This is a genomic window from Streptomyces sp. DvalAA-43 (assembly GCF_900091725.1).
GTDB classification, from domain to species: Bacteria; Actinomycetota; Actinomycetes; order Streptomycetales; family Streptomycetaceae; genus Streptomyces; species Streptomyces pulveraceus.
In genome coordinates this window covers 1-23049 of sequence record NZ_FMBW01000079.1, presented here as the reverse complement: position 1 = coordinate 23049, position 23049 = coordinate 1, and the positions used below count along the sequence as shown (strand labels likewise).

The 23049-nt window shown below is 70.4% G+C and carries 21 protein-coding genes and 1 riboswitch; of the genes, 6 read left to right on the top strand and 15 right to left on the bottom strand.

Annotated elements, in window-relative coordinates; all coding sequences use genetic code 11:
- Positions 1-49: 49 nt before the first annotated feature.
- The 3 genes from GA0115234_RS33440 to GA0115234_RS42615 all read right to left on the bottom strand — a co-directional run bounded on the left by GA0115234_RS33440 (position 50) and on the right by GA0115234_RS42615 (position 1859).
- On the bottom strand, positions 50-1060 hold the full coding sequence (locus tag GA0115234_RS33440; RefSeq protein ID WP_093549249.1) for a helix-turn-helix transcriptional regulator: 1011 nt from the start codon (positions 1058-1060) through the stop codon (positions 50-52).
- 192 nt (positions 1061-1252) lie between these two features.
- Entirely contained in the window at positions 1253-1597 is a 345-nt protein-coding gene (locus tag GA0115234_RS43935; RefSeq protein ID WP_237541943.1) for a DUF4190 domain-containing protein, read from the bottom strand.
- A gap of 100 nt (positions 1598-1697) precedes the next feature.
- A complete protein-coding gene (locus GA0115234_RS42615; RefSeq protein ID WP_093549246.1) occupies positions 1698-1859 on the bottom strand; it encodes a hypothetical protein in 162 nt (53 codons plus the stop codon).
- A 116-nt stretch (positions 1860-1975) separates the two neighbouring features.
- Here GA0115234_RS42615 and GA0115234_RS33425 point away from each other — a divergent pair, with 116 nt between their 5' ends.
- Positions 1976-2617 (top strand): TetR family transcriptional regulator, encoded by a 642-nt coding sequence (locus tag GA0115234_RS33425; RefSeq protein WP_093549244.1) that lies wholly within the window; start codon positions 1976-1978, stop codon positions 2615-2617.
- On the opposite strand, the gene GA0115234_RS33420 is transcribed toward GA0115234_RS33425, so the two are convergent.
- The 11 genes from GA0115234_RS33420 to GA0115234_RS33370 all read right to left on the bottom strand — a co-directional run bounded on the left by GA0115234_RS33420 (position 2614) and on the right by GA0115234_RS33370 (position 14786).
- A complete protein-coding gene (locus GA0115234_RS33420) occupies positions 2614-3621 on the bottom strand; it encodes a helix-turn-helix transcriptional regulator (protein ID WP_093549242.1) in 1008 nt (335 codons plus the stop codon). The genes GA0115234_RS33425 and GA0115234_RS33420 overlap by 4 nt on opposite strands.
- A gap of 83 nt (positions 3622-3704) precedes the next feature.
- On the bottom strand, positions 3705-4586 hold the full coding sequence (locus tag GA0115234_RS33415) for a thioesterase family protein (protein ID WP_093549240.1): 882 nt from the start codon (positions 4584-4586) through the stop codon (positions 3705-3707).
- 90 nt (positions 4587-4676) lie between these two features.
- Positions 4677-5348, bottom strand: coding sequence for a trimeric intracellular cation channel family protein (locus tag GA0115234_RS33410; RefSeq protein ID WP_093549238.1), 672 nt, complete (start codon positions 5346-5348; stop codon positions 4677-4679).
- A gap of 18 nt (positions 5349-5366) precedes the next feature.
- Positions 5367-6611: an ABC transporter ATP-binding protein gene (locus tag GA0115234_RS33405; RefSeq protein WP_176729346.1), complete on the bottom strand. Its 1245-nt coding sequence runs from the start codon at positions 6609-6611 to the stop codon at positions 5367-5369.
- A 56-nt stretch (positions 6612-6667) separates the two neighbouring features.
- Positions 6668-7768, bottom strand: a complete 1101-nt coding sequence (locus tag GA0115234_RS33400) for an ABC transporter ATP-binding protein (protein WP_093549236.1) — start codon at positions 7766-7768, stop codon at positions 6668-6670.
- Entirely contained in the window at positions 7765-8766 is a 1002-nt protein-coding gene (locus GA0115234_RS33395) for an ABC transporter permease (protein ID WP_093549234.1), read from the bottom strand. The genes GA0115234_RS33400 and GA0115234_RS33395 overlap by 4 nt, the downstream gene beginning before the upstream one ends.
- 143 nt (positions 8767-8909) lie before the next feature.
- The gene (locus GA0115234_RS33390; RefSeq protein ID WP_093549232.1) at positions 8910-10682 is read right to left on the bottom strand and encodes an ABC transporter substrate-binding protein; all 1773 of its coding nucleotides are present in this window, start codon (positions 10680-10682) and stop codon (positions 8910-8912) included.
- 95 nt (positions 10683-10777) lie between these two features.
- A complete protein-coding gene (locus GA0115234_RS33385) occupies positions 10778-11782 on the bottom strand; it encodes an ABC transporter permease (RefSeq protein WP_093549230.1) in 1005 nt (334 codons plus the stop codon).
- A 467-nt stretch (positions 11783-12249) separates the two neighbouring features.
- Complete coding sequence (locus GA0115234_RS33380; protein ID WP_093549228.1) at positions 12250-13029, bottom strand: enhanced serine sensitivity protein SseB C-terminal domain-containing protein; 780 nt, start codon at positions 13027-13029, stop codon at positions 12250-12252.
- Between the two features lie 178 nt (positions 13030-13207).
- Positions 13208-13978, bottom strand: coding sequence for an enhanced serine sensitivity protein SseB (locus GA0115234_RS33375; protein ID WP_093549226.1), 771 nt, complete (start codon positions 13976-13978; stop codon positions 13208-13210).
- A gap of 115 nt (positions 13979-14093) precedes the next feature.
- Complete coding sequence (locus tag GA0115234_RS33370; RefSeq protein ID WP_093549225.1) at positions 14094-14786, bottom strand: AAA family ATPase; 693 nt, start codon at positions 14784-14786, stop codon at positions 14094-14096.
- 159 nt (positions 14787-14945) lie between these two features.
- Positions 14946-15043: riboswitch (glycine riboswitch) on the top strand.
- Between the two features lie 141 nt (positions 15044-15184).
- On the opposite strand from GA0115234_RS33370, the gene gcvT reads away from it, so the two are divergent.
- From gcvT to GA0115234_RS33345, 5 genes are all read left to right on the top strand, one after another.
- The gene (gene gcvT, locus GA0115234_RS33365) at positions 15185-16300 is read left to right on the top strand and encodes a glycine cleavage system aminomethyltransferase GcvT (RefSeq protein WP_093549224.1); all 1116 of its coding nucleotides are present in this window, start codon (positions 15185-15187) and stop codon (positions 16298-16300) included.
- 92 nt (positions 16301-16392) lie between these two features.
- Complete coding sequence (gene gcvH, locus GA0115234_RS33360) at positions 16393-16770, top strand: glycine cleavage system protein GcvH (RefSeq protein WP_093549222.1); 378 nt, start codon at positions 16393-16395, stop codon at positions 16768-16770.
- A gap of 20 nt (positions 16771-16790) precedes the next feature.
- Entirely contained in the window at positions 16791-18050 is a 1260-nt protein-coding gene (glyA, locus tag GA0115234_RS33355; protein WP_093549220.1) for a serine hydroxymethyltransferase, read from the top strand.
- 161 nt (positions 18051-18211) lie between these two features.
- Positions 18212-19594, top strand: coding sequence for an L-serine ammonia-lyase (locus GA0115234_RS33350; RefSeq protein WP_093549218.1), 1383 nt, complete (start codon positions 18212-18214; stop codon positions 19592-19594).
- Positions 19595-19843: 249 nt separating this feature from the next.
- Complete coding sequence (locus GA0115234_RS33345; RefSeq protein WP_093549216.1) at positions 19844-21346, top strand: SulP family inorganic anion transporter; 1503 nt, start codon at positions 19844-19846, stop codon at positions 21344-21346.
- A 62-nt stretch (positions 21347-21408) separates the two neighbouring features.
- On the opposite strand, the gene GA0115234_RS33340 is transcribed toward GA0115234_RS33345, so the two are convergent.
- Positions 21409-22701 carry a cytochrome P450 gene (locus GA0115234_RS33340; RefSeq protein ID WP_093549215.1) on the bottom strand — a complete coding sequence of 431 codons (1293 nt, stop codon included), beginning with the start codon at positions 22699-22701 and terminating at the stop codon, positions 21409-21411.
- Between the last annotated feature and the right edge of the window lie 348 nt (positions 22702-23049).

The window sequence follows — 23049 nt, the reverse complement described above, 5'->3', positions numbered from 1 at the left end:
CGCGAGATCCGGAAGCCGCGACCGGCCCCGGTCGCGGCTTCCGTGCGTCCTAGGACAGCCAGTCGCGCCGCGCCGCCTGCCACACCAGCTGCGTACGCGTCGTCGCGCCCGCCCGCTGCATCAGCGCGGTGATCCGGCGCTGCACCGTGCGGTGACTGACCCGCAGCTGGGTGGCGATCGCCTTGTCCGTCACGCCCGCGACGACCAGGGAGAGCAGATAGCGCTCGTCGTCGGCGAGACTGCCACCCGGTCCCATGCCGTCGGCGAAGTCGGCCAGCTCGCCCGCCTCCGTGACGTGCAGTGGGGTCCCCGCCGCCCACTGCATGTCGAACAGGGCGACAAGGGCGTCCAGGAGAGTGCTGCTGCGGATGATCGCGGCGGTCGGCTCGCCGCGGACGCCGGTCGTGCTGCCCGGCATCAGCGGGCAGACGGCGACGGAGCCGTCGACGATGACCATGCGCACGGGGAGTGCGCTGGTGGCACGGGCCACTTCACCGGCGCGGATGCCCTGGGCGACGTTGTCGACCATGCCGGGCTGCTCCAGGCAGTCCCGTTCGTAGATCGCCTCGTAGCGGATGCCCTGGGCGAGCAGTTCGAACTCCTCGTCGTTGTCCTGGGCGCGCAGCGCCACGGGATCGGCCTTGCAGAACCACCGCAGGTCACTGCGGGCCCCGTAGGCGAGTTGGCGCAGCTGCTGACGGATGGCGCCGGCCCCGGTGATCACCTCGACCAGCTGCCCGGCGTCATGGCGCCGGCCGCCCGCCCGGTACTCCTCGGCCAGCTGCTCCACTCCACGCCGCGCCCACTCCAGCGCTTCTTGGCCGCGCGACAGCAGAGGCTGCAGCGCCACGTCCGGCGGGACGGGTACGTACCGCATGCCGCCGTCGCCCGGCAGCCGCCCGACCAGGCCCTTGTCATGCAGGGAGGAGAGGAGCGACGCCGCCTCGCGTTCCCGGATGTGGAGCCGTTGGACGATCTCGTCCACGCCCGCGCCTCGTACCTCCACCAGGTGGCGGTAGACCCGCTCCTCCGCTGCCCCGATCCCCGCTATCTCCAGCACGCACCCTCCCCCTCGCCGCAGCCCACCCCAGACGGACGCCCGCTGTGCCATCCATGATCGAACAGGATGCGGGCGGCCCTGTCGAGCGATCGGAGGACACCGCGGTCTCCGCGGGCCCGAGGCGGGGCGTACGGCGGGCACAGCGCGTCCCGGGAGCCGAACACCGCGGCGGCGAGGTCCGCTCCGCCCGGTTCAGCCGCCGAAGTTCCAGGCGACGACACCGTTTCCGGCGACGAGGAAGGCGAGGACCACGAGGTCGGCGATGCCGAGCGCGAGCCCGAGCAGGGCGCGGCCACGGCGGGAGGTGGACCGGACGAGGGCGAGGACCGCCATCACGATGGCGGCCGGGCCGAGCAGGACGTTCATCACCAGCAGGCCGACGAGCCCGAGCACGAACGAGGCCACGGCCAGTGCATCGGCGTCCCGGGTACTGCGCGACGGCCCCTTCGGGGCGGTGGCGGCGTCGGCTCCTGGAACGGTACCGGCGGGAGTCGCCCCGTCCACCCGGGACCGGCGGATCGGTGTGGTGAGTGTCATGGCACGGGCTCCTTCGTATCGATGGCCGGAAGGGGAATCGGACCGGCGGCCGGAGCAACGGCCGCGACGGCAGGGACAGCCGGGACAGCCCGGGTGGCGGTCACTGCGAACGGCGCCGCGCACCCGCCCGCTCCCGCACGGCGAAGACCAGCAGCCAGCAGCCGATCGCGGCGGCGAGCGCGAGGCTCAGCGGCAGCGGGATCTGGACCACCGCTCCGAGCACGACTCCGAGCAGGAGCAGGGCGACGACGAGGACGATCATGTTCAGCCTTCCGCGAGCTCTTCACGAGCATTTGAGAGTACGACTGTTCACTGACTTGTCAGTCTAGACCCGCACGGCGCTTCCCCGCCCTGGAGAACAGTTGTTTACTGAATGGCATGAGTCACACCGTCGGCGTCCGACAGACCCAGAAGCTGAGAACCCGTCAGGCACTGCTGGATGCCGCACTCGGACTCCTGGAGCACCAGAGCCTCAGCAGCCTCGGGCTGCGCGAGGTGACCCGGGCCGCGGGCGTCACACCCACCGCCTTCTACCGGCACTTCGAGGACACCGCGGCACTCGGCGTGGCGCTCGTCGAGGAGGCGCTGGGCAGCCTGCACGGAATGATCGGCGCGGTCCTCGCCGAGACCGGCGACAGCGAGGAGCGGCTGGGGCGCAGCGTCGAGCTGATCCTGCGCCATGTCGGTGAACAGCCCGCCCACTTCCGCTTCATCGCCCGTGAACAGCACGGCGGCGTCGGCCCGGTCCGCGAGGCCATAGCGGCCCAACTACGGCGGTTCGCCGAGGAGGTGGCGGCGGCGCTCGCCGAGGAGCCGGAGTCCCGGGGGTGGAGCGAGGAGGACCTGCTGATGCTCGGCGGCCTCTATGTCGACCACATGGTGATCACCGCGTCGGCGCTGCTGGACGCGGGGCCGGACGGCGAGCGGGAGGTGGCCGGGGTGGCCCGCCGCCGGCTGAGACTGGTCACCCTCGGCAGGCTGCACTGGCTGGACGACGCGAACGGGGCCGATACCCCTTAGGGCGTGCCCGCCGCCCCGTACAGCGCCACGACCGCCGCCGCGTGACGGGCGAGGACGTCCCGCGCCTCGGGCGGCGAGAGCACTTCGACGTTCGGGCCGAAGGAGAGCAGGGAGCGGGCGTGCTCGACCGAGTCGACGGCCAGTTCGGCCCGCAGCCACTCCCCGCTCGCCGCCCGCCCCGCCTCTCCCTCCAACCCCGCATCCCCCTCCGGGCGCGGCTCCCCGGTCAGCCACCCGGCGTTCAGGCGCAGGAACAGATCGAGGCGGGAACGGCGCACCCGCACCCGGAGCCGGACCCGTCCGGGCCGCTCCTCGACCTGCCTGCGCAGTTCGCCCCAGAGGTCCGCCAGCTCCACCCCGGGCCGGCGCTCGACGGGTGCGTCCAGGAGACCGGCCCGCCGCACCCGGTCGGCCCTGAAGAGCCGGGGCACCCCGTCCCGGTCCGCCACCAGGTACCAGACGCCCGCCTTCACGACGAGGCCGTACGGATCGACGGTGTAGGTGCGCGGGTCACTCGTACCGCTGTGGCGGTAGCTCAGCCGCAACCGCCGGTCGGCGAGGACGGCGTCGTGCAGCTCGGCCACGTCGACGGCCGGCCGCGGGCCGCTCATCCAGCGCACCGGGTCGACCAGGATCCGCCTGCTGGTCAGCTCGGCGGCGGGCCGGTGCGGTTCGGGCAGGGCGGCCATCACCTTGCGCAGCGCCGACCCGAGCGCCGCGTCGAGACCGAGCGCGGCATGGGTGCCCTCGGCGGCGAGGACGAAGAGGGCGCGCGCCTCGTCGGCGGTGAGCCCGGTGACATCGGTTCGGAACCCCGGCAGCAGCGCGATGCCGCCGTGCCGCCCCCGCTCGGCGTAGACCGGGACGCCGGAGGCGGAGAGCGCCTCGATGTCGCGGTAGATGGTGCGTACGGAGACTTCGAGGCGCTCGGCGAGCTCGGTGGCGGGCACCAGGCCGCGGGTCTGGAGGAGCAGGAGGATCGAGAGCAGCCGGTCGGATTTCACCTCACCAGCTTCCCCGACCGCCGCCCGTGCTTCCTCCCCTCACCCCGGTCGCTGCCCGCGTATCGCCCTCCCCGCCCCGGCCGTCAGGAGCGCGGTGCGCGCGCCAGTTGGCGGGACTGGGCCACCAGGCGGTCCGCGCTGTCCCAGACCTCCGCGTCCTCTTCCAGGAATCCGCCCGCGAGGTTGCGGGTGGTGATGGAGACGCGGAGGGGGCCGGGGGCCGGGCGGCAGCGGATGTGGGTGGTGAGCTCGATGGTGGGCGTCCAGCCCTTGAGGCCCAGCTCGAACGAGGTGGGCGGCAGTGCGTCCACGGTGAGCAGCAGCGAGAGCGGGTCGGCGTCGCGGCCGTCCGCGAGGCCGAACCAGCCGCGCATCTCGCCCTTGCCGGACGGCTGCCCGATGGCCCAGCCGATCGTCGCCGGGTCGAGCTTGATGTCGAGCCGCTCGGTGATGGCGGAGCTGCCGGGGATCGGGGCCGGGCCGTCGCTCGGGCCGAGGCAGTGCTCGCGCGGCGGGATGGTCGGCGGCTTCGCCGAGGTGTGGACCTCGTCGGACAGCCCGTCCAGGTCGCCGTAGGTGGCGATGACCCGGATGCGCTCGACCTCGGTGCCGTCCTCCGCGTACTGGAAGAGGGACGCCTGGCCGGTGGAGAGGGTGCGGCCGGTGCGGACGGTGTGGGTCCGGATCACCGCGGGGCCGGGGACGGACGCGGTGAGGTAGTGCGCGGAGACGGAGAAGGGGTCCGGGTGCGGCAGGGCCTGGCCGAGGGCGCGGCCGAGCATGGCCAGCAGATAGCCGCCGTTGACCGCGTGGATGATCGTCCATCCCGCCGAGAGCTCTGCGTCGTAGACGCCCTCCTCGCGAAGGGTGACGGCGGTGTCGCGGTCGAACTCGCTGTCCCCGACGGTCGCCGGTCCGGTCTGCTCCGTCGGCTGCCCTGCTGTCTGCTCTGCTGCCTGTGCCATGCGACGCACCGTACACCGATTGCATTACTGAGCGGTAGCTTTTTTGGCCGGGATCACAGCCGGGATCACAGCCGGGATAACAGCGGCGGATCAGGTGGCCGCGGAGCCCTCCTCGGCCGTCGCGGACTTGCGGTTGTAGGCGCGCGGGGCCCGCCAGTGGTAGCGCATCGCCAGCAGCCGCAGCACGAAGGCCACGATCACGGCGGCGCCGCTGGTGAACGCGTTGAGCGTCCCGAAGCGGATGCACAGGACGATCGTCGTGGCGCCGACGATGGCGGGCACCGCGTACAGGTCGCGGTCCCAGCGCAGCAGCGAGGGCACCTCGTTGGCCAGTACGTCGCGCAGCACACCGCCGCCGACCGCGGTGGCGAGCCCCAGGGCCGCGGACGCGGTGAGGCCCAGGCCGTAGTCGTACGCCTTGACCGTGCCCGTGACGCAGAACAGGCCGAGGCCCGCCGCGTCGAAGACGTTGACGCCCACCTGGATCCGCTCGACGTGCGGGTGCAGGAAGAACACCAGGACGGCGGCGAGGAGCGGGGTCGTGAAGTAGCCGAGATCCGTGAACGCCGCGGGCGGGACCGCACCGATGACGATGTCACGGAACAGCCCTCCGCCCAGCGCGGTCACCTCGGCGAGCACCGCGATGCCGAAGACATCGAAGTTCTTGCGTACGGCGAGCAGAGCGCCGGAGATCGCGAAGACGAAGATTCCGACGATGTCGAGCGCATGCTGGACGGAGGGCGTGAACAGTTCGTTGAGCACCGGGCAATTGTGCCGGTACTACTCCTTCGGGCCGTCCTCCGGCGTATCGGGCGAGGCGGCGGCGCCGTCCGCCGCGGTCCCGCCGGACCCGTTGTCGCCGGACCCGTTGTCGTCGGACCCGTTCCCGTCCGGCTCGGGCTCGTCCGCCGCGGGCTTGCTCACGTCGACGATCTCGATCGCCTCGCGCGCCGCCGCCGTCACCGTCTCGCCGGGCACCTGGTCGGGCGCGTTCTCCGGGTGGTGGCAGGCCACCTGGTGTCCGGTCTTCAGCGCGACCAGCGGCGGTTCCTGGGTCCTGCAGACCTCCGTCGCCTTCCAGCACCGGGTGTGGAAGCGGCAGCCGCTGGGCGGCGAGATCGGCGACGGCACGTCGCCCTTGAGCAGGATCCTCTCGCTCTTGGCCGAACGGCGCTTCGGGTCCGGGATCGGAACCGCCGAGAGCAGCGCCTTCGTGTACGGGTGCATCGGCGCCTTGTAGAGCGACTCGCGGTCGGCCAGCTCCACGATCTTGCCGAGGTACATCACCGCGATCCGGTCCGAGACGTGCCGGACGACCGACAGGTCATGGGCGATGATCACATAGGTGAGGCCCAGCTCGGCCTGGAGGTCGTCGAGCAGGTTCACCACCTGCGCCTGGATCGAGACGTCCAGCGCCGAGACGGGCTCGTCCGCCACGACCAGCCTGGGGTTGAGCGCCAGGGCGCGGGCGATCCCGATGCGCTGGCGCTGACCGCCGGAGAACTCGTGCGGATAGCGGTTGTAGTGCTCGGGGTTGAGGCCCACGACCTCCAGCAGCCGCTGCACCTCCTTCTTGACGCCGCCGTCGGGCGTGACGCCCTGGAGCTTGAAGGGGGCGCCCACGATCGTGCCGATCGTGTGCCGCGGGTTCAGCGAGGAGTACGGGTCCTGGAAGATCATCTGCATGTCCCGGCGCATCGGGCGCATGCCGCCCACGCCGAGGTGCGTGATGTCCTTGCCGTCGAACTCGATCTGCCCCGCGGTGGGTTCGAGCAGCCGGGTGATCAGCCGGCCCATCGTCGACTTCCCGCAGCCGGACTCGCCGACGACCCCCAGGGTCTCGCCCGAGTGCACCTCGAAGTCGATCCCGTCGACGGCCTTCACGGCACCGGCGTTGCGCTGCAGCAGCCCCTTCTTGATGGGGAAGTGCTTCTGCAGCCCGGTCACCTTGAGCAGCACCTCGCGGGAGGCGGTGTCACCGGCCGGCCCGCCGTGCCCGGCCGACCTCTGCGCCGGAACGTCCACGCCCTTGCCCTCGCTCGTCACGCCCTTGTTGTCGCTCGTCACGGCCTTGTCCTCGCTCACAGCTTGGGCGCAATCTCTTCGGTCCAGATACGCTCCCGCTGCTCCTGCGACATGTGGCAGGCCGCCCAGTGCCGGCTGCCGACCTCCTGGAGCTCGGGCCGTACGGTGCGGGTGACGTCGTCCTTGGGCACGTCCGCGTACGGGCAGCGCGGGTTGAAGGCGCAGCCCGAGGGGATGTTGATGAGCGACGGCGGGGAACCCTTGACCGGGATGAGCCGGTCGGTCTGGTCGCGGTCGAGGCGCGGCATCGAGCCCAGCAGGCCCCAGGTGTAGGGGTGCCGGGGCTCGTAGAACACCTTCTCGGCCGGTCCGCGCTCGACGCAGCGCCCGCCGTACATCACCAGGATGTCGTCGGCGAGCTCGGCCACCACGCCCAGGTCGTGGGTGATGACGATGACCGCGGAGCCGAACTCCTTCTGCAGGTCGCGGATCAGGTCGAGGATCTGCGCCTGGACCGTCACGTCCAGTGCGGTCGTCGGCTCGTCGGCGATCAGCAGCTCGGGGTTGTTGACCAGCGACATGGCGATCATCGCGCGCTGGCGCATACCGCCGGAGAACTCGTGCGGGTAGCTGTCGACGCGCTTGTCCGGCTGCGGGATGCCGACCCGGTCGAGCATCTCGACCGCGCGCTTGCGGGCGGTCTTCTTGTCGACGCTGTGGTGGACCCGGTACGCCTCCACGATCTGCTTGCCGATCGTGTAGTACGGGTGCAGCGCGGACAGCGGATCCTGGAAGATCATGGCCATGTCGCGGCCGCGCAGCTTGCGCACCTCGTCGGGGTCGGCGGACAGCAGCTCCTTGCCGTCCAGCCAGATCTCGCCGGAGACCTGCGCCTTGCGCTTGCCGTACTGGCCGGTGGTGTGCAGGCCCATGATGCCCAGCGAGGTGACGGACTTGCCGGAGCCGGACTCGCCGACGATGCCGAGGGTCTTGCCCTTCTCCAGCTGGAAGGTGAGCCCGTCGACGGACTTGACCAGGCCGTCGTCGGTCGGGAAGTGCACCTTGAGGTCGCGCACTTCGAGGAAGGCGGTGGGAGCGGGCGAGCCGGCCGGGGAGGGTTCGCCCAGCGCGGCACCGCTCTTGTTCAGTTCGGTCATCCCAGCCTCACTCGCGGGTCGATGACGGCGTACATGATGTCGACGACGAGGTTGGCGACGGCGATCGCGAGGGCCGCGAACAGGGTGACGCCGAGAATCACCGGCAGGTCCTTGTTGCTGATGGCCTGGACCGCGGCGAGCCCGAGACCGGGCAGGTTGAACGTGGACTCGGTGAGGACGGCACCACCGAGGAGCACGCCGATGTCCAGGCCGAAGACGGTGAGGATCGGCGTCATCGCGGAACGCAGGGCATGCCGGGTGATGACGGTGCCCTCGCCGAGCCCCTTGGCGCGGGCGGTACGGATGTAGTCCTCGCCGAGCACTTCGAGCATGGTGGCCCGGGTGAGCCGGGCGTACATCGCCGCGTTCAGGAAGGCGAGCACGATCCACGGCAGGATCAGCGTCTGGAACCAGGTGCCGATGCCGTCGTCCGTGGAGAGGTTGTCCGCGATGTGCACCCAGCCGAGGTTGTGCACGAACAGGCCCATCGCGACCATGCCGGTGAAGAAGATCGGCAGCGAGACACCGGCGAGGGCCGTGGTCATCGCGGCCCGGTCCCAGATGCTGCCGCGCCGGAGCGCGGACACCACACCGGTGGCGACACCGCCGAGGAGCCACAGGACACAGGCACCGGCGGCGAGCGCGCCGGTGACGGGCAGCGCGTCCTTCAGGGTGGTCCAGACCGGCACTTCGGTGCGGAAGGAGTAGCCGAAGCAGGGCGCGGCGCAGTGGGTGACGTCGGCACCGTTCGCGTAGTCGCGTCCCATCGGGATGCCCTTGACGAAGTCCCAGAACTGGACGAGGAGGGGGTCGTCGAGACCCAGTTTGATCCGGATGCCCGCGAGCTGCTCGGCACCGGAAGCCTTGCCGGCGAAGAGGACTGCGACGTCCTGACCCGCCCACTTGGGCAGCATGAAGAAGATGGTGAACGTCGCGAGCAGTACGACGAGCACCATGATGACTACGGCGAACAGGCGCCGGATGAGATATGCAAGCACTGTGTGCGGCCCGGCGGTGGCCGGAGCCCCTCGTGGGGGATCCCGGCCACCGCCCCGGCCCTCACCTGCCCTTCGGACTGGCGGGTTTCGGCGGCGGTGGAACAGTCAACCGGGTTGACTGCGAATGCTGTTGACTACAGCGACTACTTGACGACGCCGAGCGAGACGTAGTCGTAACGGCCGCTGTAGGCGTCGGACATGTAGACGTTGGTCAGTCGGTCGCCGCGCCAGGTGATGTTCTTCTCGTAGATGAAGGGCATCCAGTCGGCCTGGTCGAGGATCCGCTTGTCGAGCTCCTTGTAGATCTCGCCGGCCTTGACCGGGTCGGTCTCCGCGATCGCGTTGTCGAAGAGCTTGTCGATCTGCGGGTCCTTGAGCTGCGACTCGTTGTAGTTACCGGTCTCGGACAGGAACCGGCTGTCCCACAGCGGCTGGCCGAAGCCCTGGCCGGACGGGAAGTCCGGGCCCCAGCCGCTCATCGTCATTCCGTAGCCGCGCTTCTTCACGACGGACGGCGAACCGGTGATGCTGGACGCCTCGGCGCCGTCGATCGGGTCGACCTCGATCTTGATGCCGACCTTGCCGAGCTGCTCCTGGAGCGCCTCGGCGGTGTCGACCTCGCCCGGGTTGTTGTTACGGGCGGTGAGCTTGGTGGAGAAGCCGGTCGGGTGACCGCACTGCTTCAGCTCGTCCTTGGCCTTGGCCGGGTCCGGCTTGCCCTTGCGGGCGAGGACGCCGTACGGGTCGTAGTCGCTGTGGCCCTTGATGGAGGTCGGCAGCGTGCTGTTGGCGATCTCACCACCGGCGATCTCACCACCGCGGGTCTGCTGGAGACCGGCGAAGTCCGTGGCGTAGAAGACGGCCTTGCGGCAGTGGACGTCGTCCAGCGGCTTCGCCGTGTGGACGAGCGCGACGTAGCGGACGAAGGACGTCAGCATGTTGTCGACGCTGGCCTTGTGGTCCTGGACGGCGGTGACGCGGCCGGACTGGGTCATGCCGGTGCCGTTGAGGTCGACGTCGTAGTCGCCCTCCATCAGCTTCTTGTCGTTCTCCTCCAGGTTGGCGGAGATCGTCACCTCGATCTTGTCCGGGAGCGCGGCGCGCACCGGGTCCGAGGACTTCTGCCACTTGTCGTTGCGGACGAGGACGATGTTCTTGCCCGGCTTGTACGTCTCGAACTTGTACGGGCCGGCGGAGAACGGGCGCTGGGTGTACTTCGCGCCGGTGTCCTTCGCCGCCTTCACGGGCGAGCCGGACGGCATGGCGAGGAACTGCTCGAAGTCACCGTTGGGCTTGGGCAGCTTGAAGACGATGGTGTTGTCGTCGGGCGTCTCGATCGTCTTGAGGCCCAGCTTGTCCGCGGACTTGTCCTTGTAGGGGCCCTTGTACTCGCCCTTGGGGTCCAGCGTCTGCTTCAGGTACTGCGGGCCACCGGTGATGGTGTCCGTCGCCCAGATGCGCTCGATGCCGTACTTGACGTCCTTGGAGGTCAGCTTGGAGCCGTCCTCCCAGGTCAGACCATCGCGCAGCTTGTACGTGTAGGTCTTGCCGCCGTCCGTGATCTCACCGGGGCCGGTGGCCAGGTCGCCGACGAGCTTGGTGGAGGCCTGACCCGGCTTGGTGTCGTACGTGACCAGCTGGCGGGTGTAGAAGCGCATGAAGTCCCAGGCCATGCCGTAGTAGGCACGCTGGGGGTCGGCGGAGTCGAGGTCCTGCTTGCCGATCATCTTCAGCGTTCCACCCGTTTTGGTGGAAGGGTTGGCGACCTTGTTGAACGCCGCGTTGAAGCCGGCGCCCTTCGCCTTGCCGCCGCCGTCGTTGTCGCTGCCGCCGCCGCACGCCGTGGTGGTCATCAGCGCCGCGACCACGAGGGCCGCACCAGCGGTGAGCCGTCGTTTCGAGGTAACTGTGGACATTTTCTCGTAACCTCCGAGATCGCGGTCCCAGGCCGTTGCTTGCCGGAGAACCATGGGAAGAGCCACCTGACGATGCGGCAGGGGCAAGTCGTGGGCTATCGGGTCCCCTTGGGGTCCAGGGCATCGCGCAGCCCGTCCCCGAAGAGGTTGAAGGCCAGCACGGTGATGAAGATCGTCACGCCGGGGAAGACCATGAACATCGGGTCGTGCTCGTACGTTTCCAGCGCGTCCCGCAGCATCCCGCCCCAGGAGGCGGTGGGCGGACGGACACCGGCACCGAGGAAGCTGAGGGCCGCTTCGGTGAGGATGTTGGTGGGGATCATGAGCGTCGCGTAGACGGTGATCGGCGCCACGAGGTTGGGCAGCAGTTCGCGGAAGAGGATGTGGGTCCGTCCGCCGCCGAGGCTGCGCGCCGCCTCCACGTACTCGCGCTCGCGCAGCGAGAGCGTCTGTCCGCGGACGATGCGTCCCACGTACGGCCAGCCGAAGAAGCCGATGACGGCGACGAGTACGGCGATGCGTACGCCGCTGCCGGTGAGCCCGAGCAGGTCGTCGGGGAGGACCGAGACCAGGGAGATGATGAAGAGGAGCTGCGGGAAGGAGAGCAGCACGTCCATGATCCGGCTGATCACCGCGTCGATCCAGCCGCCGAAGTATCCGGCGATGATCCCGAAGAGGGTGCCGAGGGCGACGGCGACCAGGGCCGCCAGGAAGGCCACGAGCAGCGAGATCCGGGCGCCGTAGACGATCCGGCTGAAGATGTCGCGGCCCTTGTTGGGTTCGACGCCGAAGAGGAAGTCGCCGCTCACTCCGCCGAGGCTGCCGGTGGGGAGGTTGGTCAGCGGGTCGAGCTTGTCCTGGTGGAAGTCGTTCGGCGGATGTCCCAGCAGGCCGACGATGAGGGGCGCGAAGATCGCCACCACGACCAGGACGAGGACAACGATGCCACCCGTCAGAGCGACTCTGTCCTGCTTCAGGCGGTTCCAGGCGATCTGCTTGAGAGACCGTCCCTCGACCTTCTTCACCCCGGAGTCGACTGCGGGACCGTCGGCCGCGACCGGATCCGCTTCCTTGGTCGGCTCGTGCAGTGGTGCCGTCATCGTGGCAAGGACCCCTCTCAACCGGCGGTGGCCGGGCCGAACTGGCCGCTGTGGCGGCGCGATCAGTCAGTCGTACGCAGAGGCGGCAAGACGCCCTTGCTGCGGGAGTCTTCATTGCCGTCACTACAGGTAGCCATACCGACAGGCGAATGGATGCCTAACCGTGATGCGGGCCTGGGTGTTCCGTTATCCGGACGGAAGTGAACGCCCGTCGAACACAGGTCAGTTGAGGTGGAAGGGGACACCCCGGAAGATTCGCGAAGCTATCGTCACCAGACGTGACCAGCGCGGAAATCTCGGACATGGCAGGGCTGTTGTGACACTACGAAGGTGAACGCGCGCAGAAATCCGGGTAGTTGGCACCTTATGGTCGCGTTGCGGAATTCCTGAACACAACACCCGCATTCCGGCCCCCGAGGGGCGAACGACCCGGAAGGGACATCACCGGAGGGGGCCGGCCGGACGGATCAGTACGCGCCCTGCGGCGGGTAGCCGTAGCCGGTGACCGGGGCCGCCGGGGCGTGCGCCTCGCGGTCGTAGAACGGGCGGGCGTTGGCACGCAGCCACATCGCGACCGGGTCGTACTCGTCGGACATCGCGACGGTGGAGACGGGCAGCCCGTCCGGGACGGCGGAGATCGACTGCTGCATCATCGCGCGCGCCGCGTCCACCGAGGGCGGGCTGGTGTCGTAGAGGTCGAGGCCGATGGTGAGGTACGGGGCACCCAGCGCGGGCTGCACCCAGGCGCGGCGCAGCGAGCGGATCGCGGAGGTGTGGTGGGCGTTCTGCGCGAGCAGGGCGTAGAACTGCGGGATCTCGATGGCGGGCTCGGTGAGCCGGAGCGGGCCCGCGGGCATCCGGTCGAGGCCGGTGGCGATCCGGCGCAGGTCCAGCCAGGGGATGCCGACGCCGCCGCCCGGGGCGTGCGGGTTGAGCCAGATGCCCCAGCGGTCGGGGAAGAGGGTGCGGGCGATGTCCAGGCCGCCGACCAGCTCATGGGCGCGGTTCCAGCCGCTGGCCGAGAGCTCCTGGGCGGAGGTCACACAGGGGGCGTAGCCGAGGCCGTCGACCTCCATGTTTCCGTACTGGGCGTCGGGCGATCCCGCCTGGCCGTGCCAGAGGAGCATCCAGATCCGGCCGTTGGCGAGGGCCTGGAGCAGTGCCTCGTACGCGTCGTAGCGTCCGGGCGTCACTTGGCGAAGCATGTGCTCGACCTGCCCGGCCGCCGCGGTGCCTGACGCACTCACCTGGTCCCGCCCCTCTTCGATCCACTGTGTCGGCCGGCCGCTCCCGGGCACACGGGTGCGGCATGATGCCGAGGCACCAGCCATGAAACCAGCTTATGCGCCGGTCCTGACACCGACTTGACGCCATGGGTCGCGGCGGTGTTCCACGCCGGTGCCCGCCGCGGGCGCCGCGCCGGGGCTACCGGGCCGCTCGCTGGTAGAACGGCCGGACCTTCTCGCGCATCCAGTCGCCGACCGGGTCCTGCGCCACGTCGAGCAGGACGAGATTGACCGGCCAGGGCACCTCGACCCGGCCCAGGGCGCGGCCGAGGGCGTCCATCGGGGCGTTGCGGCCCGCGCCGTCCCAGGTGGAGAACTCCACGCCGATGAAGAGGACGGGGTCGTTGCCCTCGACGCTGGCCAGCGCCCGGCGGGCGGTGAGCACGACGCCGCTCTCCTCGAACTCGCCGGCCGCCGCGGCGAGGAAGTCGACGGGCTCCTCCTTCCAGCCCGGCTCGTACAGCCGGACCCGGCCGCCGGTGGCCGGGCCGTCCAGCGGGGTGCGTCCGGCCCGGCAGAGTTCGGCCACGGCGGGGGGCGGCAGCGGCATCCCGACCGCGCCGCCGGGGTTGACCGCGATGCCGAGCTGCGGGGGCAGGCCGCGGGCGAAGTCACGGGCGGGCGCGACGGTGAAGGACATCCGGGTGCCGACGCAGGCGAGGAACTGCTGCTCGGAGCTGAACACGGGGACGTACGGAGCGCCCTCGATCTCCAGCGTCGGCAGGTCCAGTCCCTCCGAGTCGGGCCCGCCGCCGTTGGGCAGGGGCACCCAGACATCGCTGCGTCCGAGCACCTCGACGAGCCGTCCGCCCGCCTCCGGGACGCCCACCGAGGCCGTCAGTACCTCTTCGAGCTCATTGGCCGGCCATCCGCCCTGCGGATGGGACTGGAGCTGTGCCGGAACGTCCACTGCTTCCCCTTCTCGCCCACGCTTTCCGGCAGAAGGTTAACGCCCGGCCCCGCGGCGGCCCGGCCCGCGGCCATCCGGCCCGCACCCACCCGGGGCACAGCCGCCCGGCCCGCGGCTACCCGGCCCCGAGCCGTTCGTCCCCGAAGGCGATCCGGCCGAGCCGCCCCGCCGCCTCCCGGTCCAGCAGCACCGCCGAGGCGCAGCCGGGCGGCAGCAGGCCCGTCCCGGTGGCCCTCAGCAGTCTGCCCACGGCCCTGCGGTGCCGGGCGAAGGCGTATCCCGATACGCCGCGTCCGCGCTCGCGCTGGCCCTCCCGCGCGGCCTGCGGTGTGACGTCGAGCAGGACGAGGTGCAGGGCGCGGCCCCGGCGCCGGGCGTCACGGGCCAGCCAGGCCCGTACCCACGCCTGCGTTCCGCAGTCGTGGACGACGACGGACTCCCCGGAGCGCAGCGCCCGCCGCAGCCCCCAGTAGTGGGCGGCGCGGACCAGCGGACGGTAGAGGGCGTAGGGAAGTAAGCGGGGCATGCTCCGCGCCCAGCGGTCGCGGGTGTCCTGGGAGTCGATGGCGTGCGCCGTCGTCACCGCGCGCCGGATGAGCGTCGACTTGCCGCTGCCGGGCAGCCCGGAGACCACCACCACGTCGCCCGCCGCGAAATACAGGCCGCGCGGACTGCGCCCGGAGCGCTCCCGCAGATCCCGTACCACCGGCGCGTGGGCGCCGGAGGCGTCCCTCGCCGGGGCCCCCGTCTGCGCGGGCATCGCGCCGTGCGCGACCCCCGCGGTCGTCGCGTACCGCTGCAACGTCATCGCCCTCCCCCTGTCGGCTCACCCCACGTATGCCCCTGAAGTGTAAAGAAAAGGTAATGCGGCACAACCGTCCACGCCGGTGAATTCCGGCAGGAGGCCGGGGCCCCACTCCGGCGCGATGCATGCGATGATGACCCGGCCAACTGCATAAAGGCCGCTTGAATCCGCGCGGGAGAGTTCCGGTCACTGCTTGTGCCGGGCGCCGAAGGAGCAAGTTCCTCCCTTGAATCTCTCAGGCCCCGTACCGCGTGGATGAGGCAGATCTGAAAAGCGGGCCGCTTCGCGGCTCCACCCAAGGTGCAAGCCGAACCCTTCCAGGGGCTCTCGGCGAACCTCTCAGGTTCCGATGACAGATGGGGAGGGATCGTCCTCGTCGTCATGCCCTGGGAGCCATATCCATGAGCACCGTCCCCCGTCTCACCGCCCTCGATGCCCTGCACCGTTCGCTGGGCGCGACCATGACCGACTTCGCGGGCTGGGACATGCCCCTGCGGTACGCCAGCGAGCGCGACGAGCACAACGCGGTGCGCACCAGGGCCGGACTCTTCGACCTGTCGCACATGGGCGAGATCACCGTCACCGGCCCCGCGGCCGCGGCCTTCCTGAACTTCGCGCTGGTCGGCAACATCGGCACGGTCGCCGTGGGCCGGGCCCGCTACACGATGATCTGCGCCGAGGACGGCGGCATCCTGGACGACCTGATCGTCTACCGGCTGGGCGAGACCGAGTACATGGTGGTCGCCAACGCGGGCAACGCCCAGATCGTGCTGGACGCGCTGACCGCGCGGGCCGACGGCTTCGACGCCGAGGTGCGCGACGACCGGGACGCGTACGCGCTGCTCGCCGTCCAGGGCCCCGAGTCCCCCGCGATCCTGGCCTCCGTCACCGACGCCGACCTGGACGGTCTGAAGTACTACGCCGGTCTGCCCGGCACCGTCGCCGGTGTCCCCGCGCTGATCGCCCGTACCGGCTACACCGGCGAGGACGGCTTCGAGCTGTTCGTCGCCCCTGAGCACGCCGAGCAGCTGTGGAAGGCGCTGACCGGGGCGGGCGCCTCCCGCGGCCTGATCCCGTGCGGGCTCTCCTGCCGCGACACACTGCGCCTGGAGGCGGGCATGCCGCTGTACGGGCATGAGCTGACCACGGCGCTGACCCCGTTCGACGCCGGTCTCGGCCGGGTCGTGAAGTTCGAGAAGGAGGGCGACTTCGTCGGCCGCAAGGCCCTGGAGGCCGCCGCCGGGCGCGCCGAGACCGCCCCGCCGCGCAAGCTGGTCGGGCTGGTCGCCGAGGGCCGCCGCGTGCCGCGCGCCGGATTCTCCGTCGTCGCCGGCGGCGAGGTCATCGGCGAGGTCACCTCGGGCGCCCCGTCGCCCACGCTGGGCAAGCCGATCGCCATGGCGTACGTGGACGCCGCGCACGCCACGCCCGGTGCCGAGGGCGTCGGAGTGGACATCCGGGGCAGCCACGAGCCGTACGAGGTCGTGGCGCTGCCGTTCTACAAGCGCCAGAAGTGACGTCGGCGCCCACCGAGAAGTGACGCAGTCGCGTCTCACACCGTAAGACCACCGTTCATCAGCACTCCCCCGCGTACAGGAGAATTCAGGTCATGAGCAACCCCCAGCAGCTGCGGTACAGCAAGGAGCACGAGTGGCTGTCGGCCGTCGAGGACGGTGTGGCCACGATCGGTATCACCGAGTACGCGGCCAACGCGCTCGGCGATGTCGTCTACGCCCAGCTCCCCGAGGTCGGTGAGACGGTGACCGCGGGCGAGACCTGTGGTGAGCTGGAGTCGACCAAGTCGGTGAGCGACCTGTACTCCCCGGTGACCGGCGAGGTCACCGAGGCGAACCAGGACGTCGTGGACGATCCGTCGCTGGTGAACTCCGCTCCCTTCGAGGGCGGCTGGCTGTTCAAGGTACGCGTCGCGGAGGAGCCGGAGGACCTGCTCTCCGCCGACGAGTACACCGAGTTCTCCGGCAACTAAAGACCCCAAGGGACCACCTGATGTCGCTTCTCAACTCCTCCCTCCACGAGCTGGACCCGGACGTCGCCGCCGCCGTCGACGCCGAGCTCCACCGTCAGCAGTCCACCCTCGAAATGATCGCCTCGGAGAACTTCGCTCCGGTCGCCGTCATGGAGGCCCAGGGCTCCGTCCTCACCAACAAGTACGCCGAGGGCTACCCCGGCCGCCGCTACTACGGCGGCTGCGAGCACGTCGACGTCGTCGAGCAGATCGCCATCGACCGCATCAAGGCGCTGTTCGGCGCCGAGGCCGCGAACGTCCAGCCGCACTCCGGTGCGCAGGCCAACGCCGCCGCGATGTTCGCGCTGCTCAAGCCGGGCGACACGATCATGGGCCTGAACCTGGCCCACGGCGGTCACCTGACCCACGGCATGAAGATCAACTTCTCCGGCAAGCTCTACAACGTGGTCCCGTACCACGTCGACGAGACCGGCGTCGTGGACATGGCCGAGGTCGAGCGCCTGGCCAAGGAGTCCAAGCCGAAGCTGATCGTCGCCGGCTGGTCCGCGTACCCGCGCCAGCTGGACTTCGCCGCCTTCCGCCGCATCGCGGACGAGGTCGGCGCGTACCTGATGGTCGACATGGCGCACTTCGCCGGCCTGGTGGCCGCGGGTCTGCATCCCAACCCGGTGCCGCACGCCCATGTCGTCACGACCACCACGCACAAGACCCTCGGCGGTCCGCGCGGCGGCGTGATCCTCTCCACCCAGGAGCTCGCCAAGAAGATCAACTCGGCGGTCTTCCCGGGCCAGCAGGGCGGCCCGCTGGAGCACGTGATCGCGGCCAAGGCCGTCTCGTTCAAGGTCGCGGCGACCGAGGAGTTCAAGGAGCGCCAGCAGCGCACCCTGGACGGCGCCCGCATCCTCGCCGAGCGCCTGGTCCAGCCGGACGTCACCGAGGTCGGTGTCTCCGTGCTGTCCGGCGGTACGGACGTCCACCTGGTCCTGGTCGACCTGCGCAACTCGGAGCTGGACGGCCAGCAGGCCGAGGACCGGCTGCACGAGCTGGGCATCACGGTCAACCGGAACGCCATCCCGAACGACCCGCGGCCGCCGATGGTCACCTCGGGTCTGCGGATCGGTACGCCGGCCCTGGCGACCCGCGGATTCCAGACCGAGGACTTCACCGAGGTCGCGGAGATCATCGCCGCCGCGCTCAAGCCGTCCTACGACGCGGACGCCCTGAAGGCCCGCGTCGTCGCGCTGGCGGAGAAGTTCCCGCTGTACCCCGGCCTGAAGTAGTCCGGACAGATTCTGGCAACACGTTGGGGCGGGGCACCGCGCACACTGAAGGGTGAGCGCGGTGCCCCGTCCCATGCCCCCCGCTCTCCGGGCCGCCCGGCCCGGTTCGTACCGCACCACCCGGCAGACGACGATGTCTACCAACCCCTGAGGAGTCACCCGTGGCCATCTCGGTCTTCGACCTGTTCTCGATCGGCATCGGCCCGTCCAGCTCCCATACGGTCGGCCCGATGCGCGCCGCCCGTATGTTCGCGCGCCGGCTGAAGAACGAGGGCCTGATCGCCCACACCGCCTCGATACGCGCCGAGCTGTACGGCTCGCTCGGTGCGACCGGTCACGGTCACGGCACCCCCAAGGCGGTCCTGCTCGGCCTGGAGGGCGAGTCGCCCCGCACCGTCGACGTGGAGTCCGCCGACGACCGGGTGGAGCAGATCCGCGCCACGGGCCGGATCAACCTCCTCGGCATGCACGAGATCGACTTCGACGCCGACGAGCAGCTGGTCCTGCACCGCCGCAAGGCCCTCCCGTACCACGCCAACGGCATGACGATCTTCGCCTTCGACCACGAGGGCGCCCCGCTCCTGGAGAAGACCTACTACTCGGTCGGCGGCGGCTTCGTCGTCGACGAGGACGCGGTGGGCGAGGACCGGATCGTCCTCGACGACACCGTGCTGAAGCACCCCTTCCGCACCGGCGACGAGCTGCTGCGGCTCTCGAAGGACACCGGCCTGTCCATCTCCTCGCTGATGCTGGAGAACGAGCGGGCCTGGCGCACCGAGGACGAGATCCGCTCGGGTCTGCTGGACATCTGGCGCGTCATGCAGGCCTGCGTCGCGCGCGGCATGTCCCGCGAGGGCATCCTGCCCGGCGGCCTCAGGGTCCGCCGCCGCGCCGCGAACACCGCCCGCCAGCTGCGCGCCGAGGGCGACCCGCAGACCCATGCGATGGAGTGGATCACCCTCTACGCGATGGCGGTCAACGAGGAGAACGCGGCGGGCGGCCGGGTCGTCACCGCGCCCACCAACGGCGCCGCGGGCATCATCCCGGCGGTGCTGCACTACTACATGAACTTCGCGGCCGGCGGCGCCACCGAGGCGGAGAAGGAGGACGGCGTCGTCCGCTTCCTCCTCGCGGCCGGGGCGATCGGCATGCTCTTCAAGGAGAACGCCTCCATCTCCGGCGCAGAGGTCGGCTGCCAGGGCGAGGTCGGCTCCGCCTGCTCGATGGCCGCGGGCGCCCTCGCCGAGGTCCTCGGCGGCACCCCCGAGCAGGTCGAGAACGCCGCCGAGATCGGCATGGAACACAACCTGGGCCTGACCTGCGACCCCGTCGGCGGTCTCGTCCAGATCCCGTGCATCGAGCGCAACGGCATGGCGGCGGTCAAGGCCGTCACGGCGGCGAAGATGGCGCTGCGCGGCGACGGCAGCCACAAGGTCTCCCTCGACAAGGTCATCAAGACCATGAAGGAGACCGGCGCGGACATGAGCGTGAAGTACAAGGAGACGGCCCGGGGCGGGCTCGCGGTGAACATCATCGAGTGCTGAGGGAACGCCCTGGCCTGGCGCGTCGGGTGCCGGGGAGGGCGCCCCGGTCTGATGTGTTGAGGCCGGGTGCCCGGGGCCAGGGCCGGGGAGCATCCTGGAGTGACGTGTCGGGTGCCGGGGAGAGCACCCCGGTGCCCGGGTGCCGGATGTCGGGGGAGCATCCTGGCCTGATGCGTCGAGTGCCGGGGGAACGCCCCGGCCTCCCTCGCTCCCCCGTACGCTCCCTCCCGCACGACAGGTCTTCCGCTCTTGTCCTTCTCTGTACTCTCCCCTGCCGCGCGGCTGCGCGGCTTCCGTCCCGCCTGGCTGTCCCCGAAGGTGTTCCGCACCGAGCTGCTGGCCGGACTCGTGGTCGGGCTGGCGCTGATCCCCGAGGCGATCTCGTTCTCGGTGATCGTCGGGGTGGATCCGGCGATCGGCCTGTTCACCTCGTTCACCATGGCGGTGGTGATCTCGGTCGTCGGCGGACGCCCGGCGATGATCTCCGCCGCCACCGGGGCGGTCGCCCTGGTCGTCGCGCCCCTCAACCGCCAGCACGGGTTCGGCTACCTGATCGCCGCGGTCGTCCTCGGCGGCGTCTTCCAGATCGTGCTCGGCGCGCTGGGCGTCGCGAAGCTGCTGCGGTTCGTGCCGCGCAGTGTGATGGTCGGCTTCGTCAACTCCCTCGCCGTCCTGGTCTTCATGGCCCAGGTCCCCGAGCTGCACGACGTGCCCTGGCCCGTCTACCCGCTGGTCGTCGGCGGTATCGCGCTGATGGTGCTCTTCCCCAGGGTCACCCGGGCGGTCCCGGCGCCGCTGGTCTCCATCGTCATCCTCACCGCCATCACCGTCGCCGCCGGGATCGCCGTGCCGACGGTCGGCGACCGGGGCGAGCTGCCGTCCTCGCTGCCGGTGCCCGGTCTGCCCGATGTGCCGTTCACGCCGGACACGCTGACGACCGTCGCGCCCTACGCGCTCGCCATGGCGCTGGTGGGGCTGATGGAGTCCCTGATGACCGCCAAGCTGGTCGACGACATCACCGACACCCGCTCCAGCAAGACCCGCGAATCGATCGGCCAGGGCATCGCCAACATCGTCACCGGCCTCTTCGGCGGCATGGGCGGCTGCGCCGTGATCGGCCAGACGATGATCAACGTACGGGTGTCGGGCGCCCGCACCCGCCTGTCGACCTTCCTCGCGGGTGCCTTCCTGATGGTCCTGTGCATCGTCTTCGGGCCCGTCGTCTCCCGCATTCCCATGGCCGCCCTCGTCGCCGTCATGGTGATGGTGTCCGTCGCGGCCTTCGACTGGCACTCCATCGCGCCGAGGACCCTCAGGCGGATGCCCGCCGGGGAGACCCTCGTCATGGTGGTGACCGTGGTCTGCGTGGTCGTCACCCACAACCTGGCCGTCGGCGTCGTGGTAGGCACGGTCATCGCCATGGTGATCTTCGCCAGGCGGGTCGCCCGCCTGGCCGACGTCACGACGGTCACCGACTCCGGGGGCGACCGGATCGTCTACACCGTCACCGGCGAGCTCTTCTTCGCCTCCGCCAACGACCTGGTCACCCGGTTCGGCTACGCCACCGACCCCGACCGGGTCGTCATCGACCTCTCCGCCGCCCACATCTGGGACGCCTCCTCCGTCGCCGCGCTGGACGCCATCACCACCAAGTACGAACAGCGCGGCAAGACCGTGGAGATCGTCGGCCTCAACGAGCCGAGCGCCGAGATCCACAAGACCCTCAGCGGCGAACTCACCGGCAGCCACTGACCGGCCGCCGCCGTCACGGGGCCGGCCCGGCCGGCCCCGCGGCATGGTCCGGTACGGGCGCCTCAGCGCAGGTGCACCGGCAGCGATTCGATGCCGTACACGATGGACAGCTTGCGGAAGTCCAGGTCCTGGGGCGGGACGGCGAGCCGCATCCCGGGGAACCGCCGGACCAGCGCCGGGTAGGCGGTGCGCAGCTCCATGCGGGCCAGTTCGGCGCCGACGCAGCGGTGGATGCCGTGGCCGAAGGCGAGGTGGCCGCCGGACGGGGTGCGGTGCGGGTCGAAGCGCCCGTCGTCCGTGACGTACCCGGCATCGCGGTTGGCACCGCTCAGCGAGCAGAGCACCATGTCGCCCTGCGGAATGACCACGCCGCCTATCTCGATGTCGCGGCGGGCGAACCGGGGGAAGGCGATCTGCACCGCCGAGAGGTAGCGCAGCACCTCCTCGACGAACGGGGCGGTCATGGCGTCGTCGTGGCGTATTCGCTCCAGGACGTCCCTGTTCCGCAGCAGGACGAGGGAGCCGAGGGCGATCGTGCTGGCGGTCGTCTCGAACCCTCCGGTGAGCACACCGTCGGCGAGGCCGGCGAGTTCCTCGTCGTCGACGTCGTCGCCGTGCTCCCGCACGATCATGCCGAGCAGGCCGTCGCCCGGCTTCTCGCGCTGTGCCTTGACGACGCCCCTGAAGTACTCCAGCGACTCCGACATCGCGCCGAAGGGCGCGGTGGTTCCGGCGAAGAGGTCGAAGCGGTCCATGGCGAGCTGCTGGAAGTCGCTGCGGTCCTCGTACGGCACGCCGAGCAGTTCGCAGATCGTGAGGGAGGGGATCGGCAGCGCGAACTCCTGCACCAGGTCGACCGGGCCCCGGGCGGCCTCCATCGCGTCGAGGCGCTCCTCGACGATGGCGTCGATCCTGGGCGTCAGGCGCCGCAGCCGGCGCATCGTGAACTCCGGGGTCAGGATGCGGCGCAGGCGCGTGTGCACGGGGGGATCGTTGAACCCGAGTCCGCCGGGGCTCTGTTCGGCGGCCACTCCGGCGTTCGTCGCGAGGTGGGCGAAGTCGGTGCTGAATCCGTCGGCCGAGCCGAGGACGGCCTTCGACTCCTCGTAGCCGCTGACCACCCAGGCGTCCATGCCGAACGGCAACGAGACCTTGTGCACCGGCCGCTTCGCCCGGGTCCTGGCCAGCCTGTCCACCGGGTCGAGGCCGTCCCTGCGCAGCATCATCAGCAGGTCGTCGGGGAGCAGCCTGACCGTGGAGGAGCCGATCCCGTACTTCTGGATCCTGGACAGGTAGGTGCGCCCGATCCGGGCGGTGAGACGAGAGCGGAACGTCGTAGTCAATCTGCACTCCATGAGTCGTCGCGCGGTCCGCACACACGGTGCGGACGGGAACAGCTGTGCAGCAGGCGCGGATGTGAATGGCCGGCGGCGACACGGCTTGTGCCAAACGGCATTCTGTCTCAGAGCGTGAGCAAGCGGCGCCCCGGCGGCGCCGGTATCGGATCCCGGGCCCACCGGGAACGGTTCCCCGGCCCACCGGAGCCGGGTTGAGCACTCCCCTCCGGTTCTTCCTGCCGCGCCGGACCGGCTCGTGCTCTGTCACAGCCTCTCAACAGCACCATGGGTCCCAATTGCCTCTGGGCCGATGAATTGATAGGGATGGCAGGACATTTGTTTACGCAGACTCGGCAGGGGGACTGG

Excerpts from the sequence above, each read along its gene's own strand:
- GA0115234_RS33370 (WP_093549225.1), bottom strand. The coding sequence starts at position 14,786 with ATGACGTTGCAGCGGTACGCGACGACCGCGGGGGTCGCGCACGGCGCG.
- gcvT (WP_093549224.1), top strand. The coding sequence starts at position 15,185 with ATGAGCACCGTCCCCCGTCTCACCGCCCTCGATGCCCTGCACCGTTCG.
- GA0115234_RS33415 (WP_093549240.1), bottom strand. The coding sequence starts at position 4,586 with ATGGCACAGGCAGCAGAGCAGACAGCAGGGCAGCCGACGGAGCAGACC.
- GA0115234_RS42615 (WP_093549246.1), bottom strand. The coding sequence starts at position 1,859 with ATGATCGTCCTCGTCGTCGCCCTGCTCCTGCTCGGAGTCGTGCTCGGA.
- glyA (WP_093549220.1), top strand. The coding sequence starts at position 16,791 with ATGTCGCTTCTCAACTCCTCCCTCCACGAGCTGGACCCGGACGTCGCC.
- GA0115234_RS33400 (WP_093549236.1), bottom strand. The coding sequence starts at position 7,768 with ATGACCGAACTGAACAAGAGCGGTGCCGCGCTGGGCGAACCCTCCCCG.
- GA0115234_RS33340 (WP_093549215.1), bottom strand. The coding sequence starts at position 22,701 with ATGGAGTGCAGATTGACTACGACGTTCCGCTCTCGTCTCACCGCCCGG.
- gcvH (WP_093549222.1), top strand. The coding sequence starts at position 16,393 with ATGAGCAACCCCCAGCAGCTGCGGTACAGCAAGGAGCACGAGTGGCTG.
- GA0115234_RS33425 (WP_093549244.1), top strand. The coding sequence starts at position 1,976 with ATGAGTCACACCGTCGGCGTCCGACAGACCCAGAAGCTGAGAACCCGT.
- GA0115234_RS33390 (WP_093549232.1), bottom strand. The coding sequence starts at position 10,682 with ATGTCCACAGTTACCTCGAAACGACGGCTCACCGCTGGTGCGGCCCTC.
- GA0115234_RS33385 (WP_093549230.1), bottom strand. The coding sequence starts at position 11,782 with ATGACGGCACCACTGCACGAGCCGACCAAGGAAGCGGATCCGGTCGCG.
- GA0115234_RS43935 (WP_237541943.1), bottom strand. The coding sequence starts at position 1,597 with ATGACACTCACCACACCGATCCGCCGGTCCCGGGTGGACGGGGCGACT.